This window comes from Nocardioides sp. Z21_20, assembly GCF_059766585.1.
Genome location: NZ_JCBAJX010000001.1, coordinates 630,234 through 645,192, shown reverse-complemented (window position 1 = coordinate 645,192; position 14,959 = coordinate 630,234). Strand labels below are relative to the sequence as shown.

Here is a 14,959-nt window from a genome sequence, read left to right as displayed (position 1 = left end):
CTAGTGCTCGCGCAGCAGCGAGCCGTAGCCCTGGATCCGGTCCTCGATGCCGTTCTCGCGCAGCGCCATCCACCAGGTGGCGGCGTTGATCGCGATCACCGGCTTGTCGAGCCAGCGCTCGGCCTCGTCGGCGAGCTCGGACATGCACAGGTTGGTGCCGCACTGCACGATCGCGTCGACGTCGTCGTTCACCGCGAGCAGCGACTCGCGCAGCGTCTGCTCGCTGACGTGGGCGATGGACACGGCGGTGGGGCAGCTCAGCCCCCGGATCTCACCGACCTCGAAGCCGAGCTCGGTGAAGAACTTGCGCACGTTCTCGTCGCCGATCGGGGTGTACGGCGTCACGATGCCGATCTTGCGCGCGCCGTAGAGGTTCAGGGCCCGCTCGCAGGCCTCGGCTCCGGTGGCGACCCCGAGACCTCCGGAGAGCTCCTTGATCTGCTGCACGAACTGGCGGTTGCCCTCGACGCCGTCCCAGAAGGTCTCGGCGCTCATCCCCATCACCATGTAGTCCGGCTCCATGGTCATCACGCCCTCGACGCAGTCGGCCATCGCGGCCCGGATCTGCACCAGCAGGTTCTGCATGCCCTCGTCGTCGGCGATCCGGCCGTCGCGGATCAGGATCCGCCCGTAGTGCGAGGTCACGCCGGGCACGCGCATCGCGTCGAACTCGGGCTGCACGATCGTGTTGGTGCTGGGGGCGATCACGCCGAACTTGCGGCGCCAGCCGAGGCGGTCGGTCACTGGGGAACTCCTACGGTTCGGGGGGAGGTCTCGGTGGCCGGCACGTGCCTGCGGAGCCCGAAGGCCCCGAGCAGGAAGCACAGCTGCACCACGGAGTTGGTCAACTGCTCGGCCCACTGCAGCTCTGCTGACTGGTGGGGCCGGGCGGCCAGGGGCGGCAGCACGAGGGTGCCGACGATGTAGACGACGAAGAACACGACTCCGAGGGAGTGCCCCTCGCGGCGGGAGAGGCGGATCCCGAGGATCCCCACGAAGACCGCGCCGATGGCCGAGACCACCAGCAGGGGCCAGGTGTCCGAGGTCTGCAGCGCCATCAGCGCGCCGACGCCCGGGATGACCAGGAAGGGCCACCACGGTGCCGGCTCGCGGCGCCACACCCCGACCAGGGCGCAGGCGATGCCGGCGAAGCCGAACGCCAGGCACGGGAAGAGCAGGTTCTCCAGGATCGGGTAGTTGCGGCACGGCTCGGCAGCGACCAGCAGCTTCCACACCGCCTTCGCCAGGCCGCCCAGGGTGACCAGGGCTCCGGCGAGGAGGGCCGGCACGCGCACGGAGGGCAGCACCCGGCCCGCGGCGAGCGCCATCACCACGGTGCCGGCGCCGGCCAGCAGCACGGGCACGAAGTCCTCCACCGCGAGCGCGAGCCCGTACTCGGTGCACGGATCGATCGCCATCACGCCACCGTGGCGGAGTCGGGCGTCTCGGACGCGAAGATGTCGCGCTTGCGCAGGCCGGCGGTGAGGAACCGTCCCATCGCCTTGGGCGTGGTCAGCCACGCGACGCGGGCTCCGCTGCGATGGGCGGCCAGCAGCCGCTCGGCCAGCCAGGGGGTGACGGTCTCGACCCGGTCGCCCAGGATGTTGAAGATCCGGCGGGCCTTCTCGAACGCCTCGGGCTGGCCGTCGTAGTCGTCGGTGAGCAGGTCGGTGGCGACGATGCCCGGCGACAGGAACCCGACCTTGACCCGGCCGCCCTTGGTCTCCTTGACCAGCGACTCGGTCAGGTAGGTCACCGCACGCTTGGAGGCGCCGTACGTCGCCAGGCCGGGCTGGTGCTGGCCGTTGGAGCCGAAGCCCTCCATGTTCCAGATCCACCCGCCGCCGGGCTGCGCCTCGAGGCCGGCCAGGGCGACCGCGCAGCCGTTGACGACGCCCGCGACGTTCACCGAGAGCACCTCGGCGACGGTCTCCTCGGGGATCTCGGGCAGCGGACGGCGCGGGGCGGACAGCCCGGCGTTGTTGATCCAGACGTCGACGCGCCCGAAGGTCGCGACGGCGTGGTCCCACAGCGCCTGGACCTGCGTTCGGGAAGCGACGTCGGTGGCCAGACCGGTGACCCGGTGCGCGCCGGCGCCTCGGGCCAGCTCGCCGACGGCTGCCTCGACGCTGCTCGCGGAGCGGCCGCACACCACGACCTGGCACTCGCGGGCGAGCAGCTCGCGGGCCAGGCCGAGGCCGATCCCGCGGGTGCCGCCGGTGACCACCACGACGCGTCCCTCGGCAGCGCTCACGTGGGCTGCCAGGTGAGCAGGCCGTGCACGAAGTGGGTCGTGGTGTCCCCGCGGAACAGCTGCCACACCACGGCCAGGTCCCGGGTCTCGGTGTCGATCAGCACCTCGCGGCCCCGGATCTTCTCGACCCCGCGGGCCTCGGGGCCGACCAGGTGCTGGCTGGTGAACAGGGCCCGGCCGTAGGACGTGGCGTTGCCGAACACCTCCGGCCCCTCGTACTGGGTGCGGGCGCCGTCGCGGACCCGCTCGAAGCCGTAGCTGCGCTCCAGCGCGCCTGACCAGGTGACCTGCTGGTGGGCCCGGCGCAGCGAGAGCGGCGTGTGCTCGATGACGACCTCCACCTCGCCGAGCGAGCTCTGGTCGGCCGCGTTCACGAACAGGCTCCCGCTCCAGCGGCCGCGCTCCTTGGTCGGCAGCACCTGCGGGACCGATCCGCGCCGGGTCTCCAGCGCGATCCAGTCCTCGACGAAGCGCTGCGTCTCGGGGTTGGTCTCGTGGTCGAAGGTGCGCCGGTAGATGCCGTTGAAGACCGCGCAGACCGCCCAGCCGTCGTGCAGCACCGAGGAGTAGACCTGGGTCTCGCCGTCGGGCAGGACCTGGTTCCAGGTGCGCAGGTCGGCCTGCCAGCCGGGCGAGTAGTAGTGGGCGTCCACGAACAGCCCGTAGGGCTGCCCGGTGCCGTAGAAGTCCGGCCCGCAGTAGACGCGGTTCTCGTCGGAGTCGACGATCCCGAAGTCGAACTGGGCACCGAGCTCGAAGCGGTTGCGCAGCGGGCCGCTCGCCTCGAGGCGGGTGTTCATCCAGTACCGGGCGACGCCGTCCTCGATCACGCTGGCCCGGTCGACCCGCTCGAAGCCGACGTGGTTGCCGGTCGCGTCGAAGAGGCCGGGGCGGCCGTGCCACTCCCCCTCGATGCGCTTCTGCCACTCGCTGGTGGCGCCCTGCTCGTCGGCCTCGACGGCCGGCGACACCGCGCTCACGCGGGCTGCTCCGCGGGGACCGCGTTGTCCACCAGCAGCCCCCGGACCGCCTCGGCCTGCTCCTCGCCCAGCAGCCGGGAGATCTGCGCCCACACCTTGTCGACCTGCGGGCTGAACAGCAGGGCTCGGTTGCGGGCGTCGCGCGCGGCCAGGTCGGTGTCGGCGATGTCGGCGGCGACCTCGGCGGGCACCTCGCCCTCGAGCAGCGTGAACCAGTGGTCCAGGTAGGACCGCACCGAGATGTCGAGGCCGGCGAAGGCCTCCACGGTGGAGCGGAAGGCGAGCATCCACGAGGACATCACCGTCAGCTGACGCGGCTCCAGCGCGGCTGCGGTGAAGCCCTCGTTGGCGCACACCCCCTGGTAGGTCTCGGTCAGCGGCGAGTGCGCCCAGTCGTTGTAGGCCATGTGGGTGCCGGCGTCGACGCGCTGGATCAGGTCGAGGTGGAAGGCGTGGTGTCCGCCCGCGTGGACCGAGTCCAGCGTGAAGTGCGGGACCGGGCTGGTCTCAGGGGTGAAGGCGAACACCATGTGGCTGTCCATCTGGATCTGCGGGACCACGATGCCGACGTAGACGACCTTGGCGACGCGCGGACCGGTGAAGATCCGTGCTTCGCCGACCGACATCGGCGGGCCGAAGGCGGCCGAGGTCAGCGGCAGGTACGGCGCCCCGTCCGGGCCGGCCACCTCGGTGAGCTCGGCGCGCTCGACGAGCGCGTCCAGGGCGCCGTGGCACAGGGCTGCGGGCAGGCTGACGTCGACGCTCATGCGGGGACCTCCTCGGTGCTGGTCGGGGCCTCGGGGGCGGGCGGGCCGGTGCGCGGCACATCGCCACGCGCCGCGCGTTCGGCGTTGCCGCTGAGGATCTCCTTGCTGCGGACCTCCTTGAAGTTCCACGCGCTGGCGAGCTCGGGCACCTCGCGGCGCACCGGCGAGGGGATCACCCGCGCCTCGACCCGTGCCGGGCCCTCGCCGGCGATGGTGTTGCCCTCGACGGACCAGCCCATCTCGATGAGCTCCTGGCGCCGGCGGCGGTACAGCACGGCGTTGAGGTCGCTCTTGACGTGCAGCTCGTCGGACAGGTCGAAGGGCAGCAGCTCGGGACGCACGTTGTCGACGATGGTCTGGTCCTCGTAGAGCACCTTGAAGACGCGGCGCCGGGCGTCGCGGTCGGCCCACTTGCCCTTGAAGAACGTCCGCAGCGCGACGAACTTGACCATCGTGGTCTCCTCGTCGATCGGGATGTTGACGTCGAAGATCTTCAGGTCGCCCATCGGCGTCTGGATGTGCAGCAGGATCATGTTCGGCAGCCACCAGGTCGTGGAGACCGGGACCGGGGGCCGCTCGGCCAGGGACTGCTTGTTCGGGTTGATGGCGCCCCACAGGCCCTTGGAGCGCGGCGGGTTCAGGACCACCGAGACCTTGCAGTGCCACGGCGAGCTCTCCACCTCGAAGTCCGGCACCTCCGGCTTCTCGCGGTTGCCGAACACGCCGCCGTGCACGAACGGCGTGTGCGCGACGTCGACGCCGTTCTCGAGGATCCGCTCGTAGTTGGACTTCCACAGGAACTCGCCGGTGACCGCGCGGTACTTCTCGGTGTCGTCGATGTCGGACCAGTCGGGGATCGGCGGGCGCTCCTCCTCGGGCAGGTCGCCCATGTAGACCCAGACGAACATGTACTTCTCGACGACCGGGTAGGAGTCGACGCGGGCCTTGCGCGGGATGCCCTTGTCGGGGTGCGCCGGGATCGTCTGCACCTGGCCGTCGGGCTTGTACTCCCAGCCGTGGTAAGGGCAGACGATGCAGTCGCCCTTGATCTCGCCGCCGGACAGTGCCGCGCCGCGGTGCACGCAGAGGTCGGACATGCAGACCACCGAGTTGTCGCTGGTCTTGCGGTAGAGGACCAGCTGCTGGCCCAGCAGCTTGATCTTCTTGGGCTCCCCGGGCTTGACGTCCGTGCTGAACTCGACGGCGTACCAGAAGTTCTTGAACATGGTCTTCTCCTAGCGTCGCCGGACGGCGGCGATCTCGGGCGGGGACTGCTCGGCGAGCAGCTCGAGCTGGGACTTCGCGGACGGACTGCTGCTCAGGTGGGCGCTCATGAAGGCGGTGACGACGTCGGCGAGCACCGCGCGGAGGCGGTCGTGGTCGGCGTCGGTCGGGGTCTCGAGGAAGCCCCGGGCGGTGGACGGGTCCTCGGGGTGCGCGGCGAGCATGTGCCCGGCGCCGGCGAGGTGGACCAGCCAGCACTCGGTCGTCGCCGCGACCCCTTCGCGCCAGGTGCGCGCGACCGGGTCGTGACCGGGTGCCCCCGGCGCCGCGCCGTACCGGATCGCGCTCGCGGCGACGACCCCGTCGTCGGTGCCCGCGATCAGCATCGTGGGCGCCTCGACCGGCGCCGGCAGCAGCGTCTCGGGCGGGTGGCCGAGCATCTGCGAGGCCATCGTGTGCGCGCCGTAGGTGACCACGGCGCGGATCTCGGGGAACCAGGACGGGCTCGCCGACTGCAGGGCGACGGTGCCCCCGGCCGAGTGCCCGAACACGCCGACCCGGTCCAGGTCGAGCAGGCCCGCGAGGGGTCCGCTCTCGGCCAGCCCGGCCAGCGCGTCGAGCACCGGTCGCAGCGCGGGGGTCGTCGGCCGCTGGCCGTAGTGCTGCGGGCCGGCGGCGACCACGTCGACACCGGGGGTCAGCCCGTGCTCGCCGGGGAAGAGCTCCCCGACCCAGTCGTAGCCGACGACGACGAGGCCGGCCTCGACCAGCCGCAGCGCCAGCCAGCGGTAGGCCTCGGCGGGACAGTTCACGCCGGGCAGCAGGACCACCACCGGGTACGGCGCACCGTCGGTGTCGGCAGCGAGCCTGCCGCTCATCCGCTCGGCGTCGTCGCGCGCCGGCAGCGCCGGGTAGCGCACGGCCAGGTGCACGGTGTCGTACGGCGCCTGGGCGCCAGGCACCCGGCAGGCCGTGCGCAGCGCGCGGACCAGGACCGACATGGGTCAGTCCTGCTCGTGCGCGCGTGGCAGGACCCGGTCGCCGCCCCACAGGGCGCGGACCAGGGTGGAGGTCATGTCGGGGCCGAAGAAGCGGTCGCCCATCTCGTTGGCCGGGTCGCGCTCGGCGATGTTGCGGCGGATCAGCTCGTCGCTCGCGGCCAGCGCGGCCTGCTCGTCGGCCGGCACCCGCTCGGCCTCGTCGACCCAGCCGATCCACCGCTCGAGGTGCTCCTCGGTGATCTCGGCGACCAGGTCGGTGGTGCGCCGGTCCGGCGGCGCCATGTAGCAGTGCGCCGTGGGCGAGAGGCCGGCGCGGACGAAGGCGCTGCGGCTGACGAACGGCTCCAGGAAGGGGTTCTCGGTGCGGATCTGCTCCCACCGGGCGTTGACCGGGCCGTAGTAGCGGTCGTAGGCGTCGGTGTCGGTCATCAGGTAGGAGCGCGGCACGGAGTCGAGGTAGACCCAACCCTGCGGGAAGGCGCCGAGCGCCATCCCGAAGTGCGGCACCCGGACCTGCGGGCCGAGCCAGACGGTGAGGTGGACGTTGCAGAACCCGAGGGCGGCGTTCTCCATGTGGGAGTGCACCATCCAGTCGATCTCCGGGCCGGCGTAGGTGCGCACCCGACCGGTGGGACCGCCGTCCGCGCCGAACGCCTCGAGCTTCTCGGAGGACGGGTCGCGGGTCAGGTCGAAGCGCTGCGCCAGGCGGGCCTGCAGCCGGTCGACGAGCGCGAGCCACGCGCCGAAGGTCTCCGAGACGTCGGTGGGGGCCGCCTCGTCGAAGTGCTCCTGCACGGACTTCAGGTTCTGACTCATGCGCGCGCGCTCCCTGTAGTGAGGTCTAGATATGAGACTATATATGATCTAGATGTAGAACAAGAGCTCTTCCCGCCGTCGCGCCTCCATCTTGGGGTGACCGCCGCTCTCCCGGGGGCGAATCCGGCAACCCGGCTCAGCCGGTGGGATAGGCCGCCGCGCCGAGCCCCCCGCCGCCGGCCCGGAAGGCGGCCGGGGCGTGCACGACGCAGGGCTGGACGTACTCGAGGACTCCCTCGTCTCCGTACTCGCGTCCCCAGCCGGAGCGCTTGACCCCGCCGAACGGCGCCCGCAGCGCCAGGCCGGTGCGGTTGTGGGTGTTGACGAACGTGAAGCCGGCCTCCAGGCGAGCCGCGAGGGCGAACGCCCGGTCCTCGTCGGCCGACCACACCGACGCGCCGAGTCCCAGCTCCCCGGCGTTGGCGCGGGCCAGCGCCTCGTCCTCGGCGTCGAAGGCGAGCACCGGCAGCGTCGGGCCGAACTGCTCGGCGGCGACCAGGGGATCCGCGTCGGCCGCGCCCAGCACCAGCGTCGGGCGCACGTAGTAGCCACGGCCCAGATCGGTGCCCGGGTCGACGGTGCCGAGCATCAGGGCCCGGGCGCCGCGGTGCACGGCGTCGCCGACCAGGCCGGCGACCCGGTCCGCCGAGGCGGCGCTGACCACCGGGCCCATCGACACGCCGGGGTGCAGCGGGTCGCCCATGCAGAGCACCCGGGCGGCCGCGGCGCGCAGCGCCTCGACGGTCTCGTCGTAGCGCGAGCGGTGGACGTAGAGCCGCTTCACCGCCATGCACACCTGGCCGCTGGTGGCGAAGGCCGCCATCACCAGCCGCTCGGCGGCGGCGTCGTCGAGGACCACGTCGTCGAGGAGCACGGCCGGGTCGTTGCCGCCGAGCTCGAGCAGCGCCGGGGTGAGCGCGCGGCCCGCGAGGGCGCCGATCGCCCGCCCGGCGGCCTCGCCGCCGGTGAAGGCCACCCGGTCGACCTGCCGGCTGCCGACCAGCGCGGCGGCGGTCTCGGCGTCTCCCTGCACCACCCGCAGCAGCCCGTCCGGCAGGCTCGCGGCGAGGACCTCGAGGAAGCGCTGCACCGCGAACGGCGCCAGCGGGGACGGCTTCACCACCACCGCGTTCCCCGCGGCCAGCGCCGGGCCGACCTTCAGCGCCGCCAGCACCACCGGCGCGTTCCAGGGCGTGACCGCGCCGACCACCCCGAATGGGCGGTGTCGGACCAGGAGCCTGCCCTGGGCGTCGTCGATCTCCCGGTCGACCAGCAGCGCCTCGGCACGGTCGGCGACCCAGCACAGCACGCTGAGCGCGAACCCGACCTCGCCCCGGCTGTCCGAAAGCACCTTGCCCGTCTCCCGGGCCATCAGCTCGGCCAGCTCGTCGAGGACCGGCTCGAGCGCCGTCGTCGCCGCACGCAGGGCGCCGGCACGCGCCGGCACGGGCAGGCGCGACCAGCCACGCTGCGCGTCCTGCGCCTGTGCCACGACCCGGTCGACGTGGGCGGTCGTGGCGACCTGGAAGGTCCCGACCAGCTCGTCGCGGCGCGCCGGGTTCTCGCGGGCGATCTCGTCGGCCCGCAGCCGCGGCGCGGTCGTCGACGCGCTCACCGGGCCTGCCCGAGCACGGTCCGGGGCTCGCGCAGCGAGTCCAGCATCGAGGTCCGCATCAGGTGGGCGCGGGCCGCGGCGGGGTCGGCCGCGAGCGCCCGGAGCCGGTCGTGGTGCGCGCGGCGGACCTCGGGGTCGCGCTCGCGCAGCTCCTGCCAGTTGTCGTGGGTGACGGTGCGCACGTAGGACAGCGCGACGTCGCGGCGCCGGTCCAGCACCTCGTCGAGGAGCGCCACGTCGGCCCCGCCGACCACGTCGGCCAGCGCGGCACCGGCCAGGCACGCGTCGTGCAGGCCGCTGTTCATGCCCATCCCGCCGAGCGGGTTGTTGACGTGGGCGGCGTCGCCCACCAGCAGCACCCGCCCGACGCGGAACCGGTCGGCGACCCGCTGGTGCACGCGGTAGAGCGAGGCGTGCAGCAGCCCCCACTCGCGCCCGAGGTCGGCCACCCCCCGCAGCCGCTGCTGGACCCGCGCGGCGTCGGTCTCGGTCGCGTCCGGGGTGTCGGGGTCGGTCGGGAACAGGATCCGCCAGTGCTCGGGGGTCTGCAGGAGGACCAGCCACTCCTCGGGGTCGAAGACGTAGTTCACGGCCGCGATCCCCGGCAGCGCCACGGTGAGGTCCTCGGTGGTGGAGACCACCAGGAACCGCTCGGGGTAGGTGATGCCCTCGAACGCCGCGCCGATTCTCTTGCGGACCGCGGAGCTCGCCCCGTCCGCACCGACCACCCAGTCGGCGCGCCACTCCCGGCCGGCGCCGGTGCGCACCACCGCGCCCCGCTCGTTCGCCTCGACCGCGGTGACCTCCTGGTCGAAGTGCACGGCGCAGGCCCCGCTCTGGCGCAGTGCCTCGAGCAGGATCGGGGTGAGCTTGCTCTGCTCGCACTGCACCCGGAACGGGTAGGCGGTGTCCGCGGCGAGGATGCCCAGGTCGAGCTCGGCGATCGGGCCGGTGACCCGGTCGCGGTACTGGAAGGTGGTGGAGACGATGCCCCGCTGCATCAACGGCTCCAGGACCCCCAGCTCGGCCAGCATCTCCAGGCTCGGCGGGTGGTACGTCGAGGCGCGCGACTCGGCCGCGAGCCCGGGGCCCGCCTCCAGGACGACCACCTCCAGCCCGCGGCGGACCAGGGTGAGCGCGGTGGTCAGGCCGACCGGCCCGGCCCCCACGACGATGACCACGTTGCTCATGAGTCCTCCAGGGAAGCGGCGTAGCGTCGGTCGAGCTCGAGCTGGTCGTCCAGCCCGAGCAGCTGCGTGAGTTCGGCCCACTCCAGGCGTCGGGTGGTGCCCGCGTGGCCGTCGCGGACGATCGCGGCATACACCGCGGCGGCGGCGTCGGCGGCGGCGAGCAGCGCGGAGACCGGGTGGATCACCAGGCGCACCCCGAGCCCGCTCAGCTGGGCGTCGTGGGGCCCGGCCTCGACCGGTCCGCCCGCCTCCGAGCGGTTGTGCACCAGCGGGACCCGGCCGACGGCGCGCTCCAGGGCGCCACTGACCGCGGTGAGGGCGGCCAGGTCGGCGCCCTCGACGAAGATCGCGTCGGCGCCGGCCCGGGCGTAGGCGACCGCGCGCTCGACCACCGAGTCGAGGCCCTCGACCGACAGCGCGTCGGTGCGCGCGACGATGACCAGGTCGGTCCCGGCCTCGGCCGCGGCGCGGACCCGCCCGGCGGCCTCGGCGACGTCGACCACCGCCTTGCCGGCCAGGTGGCCGCACCGCTTGGGCGAGGCCTGGTCCTCCAGGTGCAGCCCGGCCACCCCGGCGGCGGCGTAGAGCCGGGTGGTGCGGCGCGCCTGGAGGGCGTTGCCGTAGCCGGTGTCGGCGTCGGCCAGGAGCGGCAGCCCGTCCAGGACGGCGGCGAGCTGCGCCGCGCGGGCCGCGATGTCGGTGGCGTGCACGTGTCCCAGGTCGGGCAGGCCCAGCGCCACCGCCGAGGTCGCGGCGCCGGACAGGCACACGGCGCGCGCGCCGGCCCGGGCGGCCAGCAGCGCGGTGACCGCGTCGTACACGCCGGGGAGGTGGACCAGGTCGGGCCCGGCCAGCAGCGCGCGCAGGCGTGCCGGCGCGCGGTCGTGGGGAGTCACCGCGCTCACCGCGAGTGCAGCGCGAAGCCACTCTCGACGCCGACGACCCGGGCGCCGGTGAACACCCGGATCGTCTCCAGGGTGCCCTCCTCGCCGAGTCCGGACAGCCCCCAGGCGGGCCGCGGCGTCATCAGGTGCAGGCTCATCATGCTCGAGCCGTTGACCTTGACCTCGCCGGCGCGCACCCCGCGGGCGAAGTCCAGCGCCTGCTCGGTGTCGGCGCCGAGCACGTAGCCCTCCAGCCCGTACGGCGTGGCGTTGGCCAGCTCGAGGGCGTGGGCGAGGTCGCGGTAGGGGTGCACGGTCGCGACCGGGCCGAACACCTCGTGCAGCGCGTCCTCGGAGGCCACCGCGGTGAGCAGCGTCGGGGTGAGGAAGTGGCCCCGCTCGGGCAGCGGCGTGCTCGCCGCGGCCACGCCACCGCGGGTCACCTTCTCCTCGACGGCCGCGCGCAGCCGGGCCAGGTGGAGCGAGTGCACGACCGGCCCGAGGTCGGTCGCCTCGTCGAGCGGGTCCCCGGCGCGCAGCTCGGCGAGCCGCTCCAGGGCGAGCGCCACGATGGCCTCCGCCGACTCGGCGGGCAGCACCAGCCGGCCCAGGGCCCGGCACCACTGCCCGTTCAGGGTGGTGAGCAGGTCGACGACCGCGCGCGCGGCGTCGCCGTGGTCGGCGTCGGGCAGCACCACCAGGGCGTTGTTGCCGCCGAGCTCGAGCTGGGTGGCGGTGAAGTCGGGGGCGCAGGCCAGCGCGATCGCGCGACCGCCCTCCAGACCGCCGGTGAACGAGACCGCCCGCACCCGCGGGTCGCGCACCAGCGCGCCGCCGACGGCGGGTCCGCCCTGGACGAGCTGGAAGGTGCCGCCGTCGGGCCCGGCGTCGAGGCCGGCCTCGGCGAGCACCCGGGAGACCACGCGCGCCAGCTCGGTGGTGGCGTAGGGCGCGTACTCGCTGGGCTTGAGGATCGTCGGGCAGCCGGCGGCCAGCGAGCTGGCGACCTTGTGGGCGGCCATCGGCGCCGGGGCGTTCCACGGCACCAGGCACAGGGCCGGGCCCAGCGGCAGCCGGTGCACCTCGACAGGGTGACCGGTCGGACCCTCGAGCCGCTCGAGGAGGGCGCCGTCGCGCAGCATCTGCGCCGCGAGCCGGAAGGCGCCGGGCACGATCACCGCGGCGATCGCGGTCTGGCGCACCGGCACCCCGGTGGCGAACGCCTCGAGCGCGGCCAGCCGGGGCAGGTCCGCCTCGAGCTCGCCGGCGATCGCGTCCAGCACGTCGGCGCGCGCGTCGGGCGACATCCGCGCCCAGGCGCCGGACTCGTACGCCGTGGCGGCCGCGGCGGCCGCGGCCTCGCAGTCGGCGGCGGAGGTGGCCACGGCGGCGCCGAGCGGGGTCGCCAGGAACGGGTCCTCCAGGACCAGGTCGAGGCGCTCGGTCGGCACCGACCAGCGCCCGGCGACGAGCTGGGCGACCTCGGGCAGCTCGATGCGCAGCCGGCCCGCGCCGTACGACGTCGTCGTCACCCGTCAGCCTGTCCTGCCAGGGCCGGCTGGGGGGCCGGCGGCTTGTCGAAGGAGTCGCTGGTGGTCAGCCCGGCCCATGATTCCTTCTCGACCAGCATCCGCGCCAGGTCCAGGCGTCCACGTTCGGCAGGAAAGGCCTGGACCAGGCCCATCGCGGTGTCGCGCACGGCCCGGCCCACCACGTTGTCGAGCAGGGCGCCGGAGGTGCCGCACATCTTGAGCGCGTCGATGGCCACGCCGAACGCGCGCTCGCAGATGGTGCCCTTGGCGAGCTTCCAGCTCTGCACGACCTCGGCCTTGGGCAGGATCGGCGGGTCGCTGGCCTCGAGCTCGATCTGGCGGCGCAGCCACAGGTGCGCCTCGGTGAGCTGCTGCTCGCCGTCGCCGACGAGCACCTGGTGCATGGGGCTCGAGGCGATCGGCTTGCCGGTGTCGGCGAAGGTGGCCTTCATGGTGCGGTCGAAGGCGTACTCCCAGGCGCCGCGCGCGATCCCGGCGTAGATGGCGGCGATGGCGATCTGGTTGCCCACCCACGACCCGCGCGACATCTCGGTGGCCCGGCCGAACCCGCCGGGCACGGTCAGCGCCTTGTCGGCGGGGACGAAGCAGTCCTCCATCACCAGGCCGTGGTTGTCGGAGGCCCGCATCCCCAGCCCGTTCCACTGCTGGCGCGGGCGCACGCCCACGGAGTCGCGGGCGACCAGGAAGAGGCTGAGCGCGTCGAGGCCGTCGACGTCCTCGCGGCGCGCCGTCACCAGGTAGTAGTCCGCGGTGCCCGAGAGGCAGCCGAACGACTTCTCGCCGTTGAGCAGCCAGCCGCCCTCGGTGGCGGTGGCCAGGGTGCTGATCAGCACGTTGGCGTTGCTGGCCTTGACCGCCTCGCTCGCGAAGTTCGCCAGGCACCGCTGGTCGCGGCCCATCAGGTGCAGCACCTGCTCGGCGAATGCGCGCACCTCCTCGCGCTCCTCCTCGGCGTACAGCCCGGCCTCGATCGCGGCGAGCGGCAGCAGGCCCCGCGAGGAGGCCGAGCAGTGGAAGAAGAACGCCAGCGCCGTCGAGCCGCACGCGGTGCCCAGGGCGTACGTCGTGGCCGCGAGGTCGCGCAGACCGCCGCCCAGGCCGCCGTACTCGGTGGGGACGACGAGGCCGAGCAGCCCGGCATCGGCCAGCAGCGCGACGTGGCTCTTGGGGAACTCACCGCGGGCGTCCGCCTCGGCGGCGGCGGCGCGGATCGTCGGCAGCACCGACTCGACACGGGCGGCGCGCTCCCTCTCGGCCTCGGTGAGGTCGGGAAGAAGCAGCTCAGCGGTCAGTTGTGCCGTCATCCTGCGGCTCCTACGTGGTCGGCGGTGAGTGGAGTGGCGTCGTGGCGCCTCGCGGGCAGGTCCACCCGGTCGGCGAGGCGCTGGCGCGCGAGCGCGGCCAGCTGGGTCAGGGCGGCACCGTCGACGGGGGTGTGCACGTCGATCGTGCCGAGCAGGCGGATCAGGTCCTCGGTGGCGAGAGCACCGTCGAGTCCGGCCAGGGTGGCGTCGAAGTTGGTGACGCCGCTCTTGAGCGCCGTGAGCGCCTTGACCAGGCCGAGGCGGTCGCGGTCCTCCAGGCGCACCCGCAGCGGCACCGGCCGGGCCACCCCCACCGCCTCCTGCAGCACGGCCCGGATCTGCAGCGGGGTGGCCGCGCCGGCGGTGTCGTCGAGACAGATCTCGAGGACACCGCTCTCGGCGAGCACGTGCACGGCGGCGAGGACGTCGTCGGCGCGCTCGGCGGCGAACGCCCCGCGCAGGATCACCGAGGTGCGCGCGGCCAGCGGCCCCAGCTTCTGGACCGCCTGCGCCACCTGGCGCGGGTCGGCCGCGGTCAGGGCCAGCTCGAGGGTCTCGACCCCGAGGTCCACGGCGATGCGCGCCTGCTCGGCGCTCGCGACGAGGGCCGAGCCGGTGGCCACGCCGGGGAGCGCGACGGGCGGGGTCGCCCCGCCGGTGAGGTCGAGCACCCGGACCCGGATGCCGGCCGCGCCGACCCGGGCCGCGGTCTCCGCGCTCCAGGCGGCGTCCTCGCCGCGCGCCACGAGCGCGGCGACCAGGCCGCTGTCGGAGAGCGCCGCGACGTCGGGCAGGACGTCGGCGAACTGGCCCCAGCCGCGCGAGTGGAACAGCAGCGGCGCGGTGCGGCGCGCCCGGTGCGCCGCGGTCACCTCGCCCACGAAGATGGTGTGATCCCCGCCCGGGTGCTCGTGGACGACGCGGCAGTCCACCCAGCCGAGCCCGGAGTCGAGGAGCGGGACGCCGGTGGTCGCGGTCGACCAGCTCTCACCGGCGAAGCGGTCGGTGACGCCGGGCACCATGCCGGCGAAGCGGCGGGCGACCTCGGCCTGGTCCTTGGCCAGCACGCTGACCCCGAACACCCCGCTGCCCGAGATCAGGGCATGGGTGTAGAGCGAGCGGTCCAGGCAGATGGACACCAGGGGCGGCGACAGGCTGACGCTGGAGAACGAGCTCGCGGTCATCCCGTGCCGGACTCCGTCGACCAGCGTGGTCACGATCGTGACCCCGCTGGGCCACTGCGACAACATGTCGCGGAACGCAGCCGCTTCGACCATGTGGGCCTCCCCTCCGTTGTGTGTAGATAATATACAATATCTTCGATAGCGGAAGGCAAGCGCGGCGAGGAAGTCCGATCCCTCACCGGAGGTG

At 73.6% G+C, this 14,959-nt stretch carries 14 protein-coding genes; all 14 read right to left on the bottom strand.

The genetic code is table 11. The features are described from left to right. Window positions 1-744 carry a maleate cis-trans isomerase family protein gene (locus AC6EH9_RS03170; RefSeq protein WP_498420444.1) on the bottom strand — a complete coding sequence of 248 codons (744 nt, stop codon included), beginning with the start codon at window positions 742-744 and terminating at the stop codon, window positions 1-3. Continuing rightward, window positions 741-1,418: a hypothetical protein gene (locus AC6EH9_RS03165; protein ID WP_498420442.1), complete on the bottom strand. Its 678-nt coding sequence runs from the start codon at window positions 1,416-1,418 to the stop codon at window positions 741-743. The genes AC6EH9_RS03170 and AC6EH9_RS03165 overlap by 4 nt, the downstream gene beginning before the upstream one ends. After that, window positions 1,418-2,254 carry an SDR family oxidoreductase gene (locus AC6EH9_RS03160; RefSeq protein ID WP_498420439.1) on the bottom strand — a complete coding sequence of 279 codons (837 nt, stop codon included), beginning with the start codon at window positions 2,252-2,254 and terminating at the stop codon, window positions 1,418-1,420. The genes AC6EH9_RS03165 and AC6EH9_RS03160 overlap by 1 nt, the downstream gene beginning before the upstream one ends. Continuing rightward, complete coding sequence (locus AC6EH9_RS03155) at window positions 2,251-3,234, bottom strand: calponin homology domain-containing protein (RefSeq protein ID WP_498420437.1); 984 nt, start codon at window positions 3,232-3,234, stop codon at window positions 2,251-2,253. Before AC6EH9_RS03155 ends, AC6EH9_RS03160 begins: the two co-directional genes overlap by 4 nt. Further along, window positions 3,231-4,001: a hypothetical protein gene (locus tag AC6EH9_RS03150; RefSeq protein ID WP_498420434.1), complete on the bottom strand. Its 771-nt coding sequence runs from the start codon at window positions 3,999-4,001 to the stop codon at window positions 3,231-3,233. Before AC6EH9_RS03150 ends, AC6EH9_RS03155 begins: the two co-directional genes overlap by 4 nt. Next, a complete protein-coding gene (locus AC6EH9_RS03145) occupies window positions 3,998-5,227 on the bottom strand; it encodes an aromatic ring-hydroxylating dioxygenase subunit alpha (RefSeq protein WP_498420431.1) in 1,230 nt (409 codons plus the stop codon). The genes AC6EH9_RS03150 and AC6EH9_RS03145 overlap by 4 nt, the downstream gene beginning before the upstream one ends. A 9-nt stretch (window positions 5,228-5,236) precedes the next feature. Continuing rightward, window positions 5,237-6,226, bottom strand: a complete 990-nt coding sequence (locus AC6EH9_RS03140; RefSeq protein ID WP_498420429.1) for an alpha/beta hydrolase family protein — start codon at window positions 6,224-6,226, stop codon at window positions 5,237-5,239. Window positions 6,227-6,229: 3 nt separating this feature from the next. Next, window positions 6,230-7,042 carry a hypothetical protein gene (locus AC6EH9_RS03135; protein WP_498420427.1) on the bottom strand — a complete coding sequence of 271 codons (813 nt, stop codon included), beginning with the start codon at window positions 7,040-7,042 and terminating at the stop codon, window positions 6,230-6,232. A gap of 136 nt (window positions 7,043-7,178) precedes the next feature. Continuing rightward, on the bottom strand, window positions 7,179-8,657 hold the full coding sequence (locus AC6EH9_RS03130) for an aldehyde dehydrogenase family protein (RefSeq protein ID WP_498420424.1): 1,479 nt from the start codon (window positions 8,655-8,657) through the stop codon (window positions 7,179-7,181). Next, a complete protein-coding gene (locus tag AC6EH9_RS03125) occupies window positions 8,654-9,847 on the bottom strand; it encodes an FAD-dependent oxidoreductase (RefSeq protein ID WP_498420422.1) in 1,194 nt (397 codons plus the stop codon). The genes AC6EH9_RS03130 and AC6EH9_RS03125 overlap by 4 nt, the downstream gene beginning before the upstream one ends. After that, the gene (locus tag AC6EH9_RS03120) at window positions 9,844-10,743 is read right to left on the bottom strand and encodes an isocitrate lyase/PEP mutase family protein (protein WP_498420420.1); all 900 of its coding nucleotides are present in this window, start codon (window positions 10,741-10,743) and stop codon (window positions 9,844-9,846) included. Before AC6EH9_RS03120 ends, AC6EH9_RS03125 begins: the two co-directional genes overlap by 4 nt. A 5-nt stretch (window positions 10,744-10,748) precedes the next feature. Beyond that, window positions 10,749-12,263: an aldehyde dehydrogenase family protein gene (locus tag AC6EH9_RS03115; protein ID WP_498420418.1), complete on the bottom strand. Its 1,515-nt coding sequence runs from the start codon at window positions 12,261-12,263 to the stop codon at window positions 10,749-10,751. Further along, complete coding sequence (locus tag AC6EH9_RS03110; RefSeq protein ID WP_498420416.1) at window positions 12,260-13,588, bottom strand: acyl-CoA dehydrogenase family protein; 1,329 nt, start codon at window positions 13,586-13,588, stop codon at window positions 12,260-12,262. The genes AC6EH9_RS03115 and AC6EH9_RS03110 overlap by 4 nt, the downstream gene beginning before the upstream one ends. Next, the gene (locus AC6EH9_RS03105) at window positions 13,585-14,865 is read right to left on the bottom strand and encodes a flavin reductase (protein ID WP_498420414.1); all 1,281 of its coding nucleotides are present in this window, start codon (window positions 14,863-14,865) and stop codon (window positions 13,585-13,587) included. The genes AC6EH9_RS03110 and AC6EH9_RS03105 overlap by 4 nt, the downstream gene beginning before the upstream one ends. Between the last annotated feature and the right edge of the window lie 94 nt (window positions 14,866-14,959).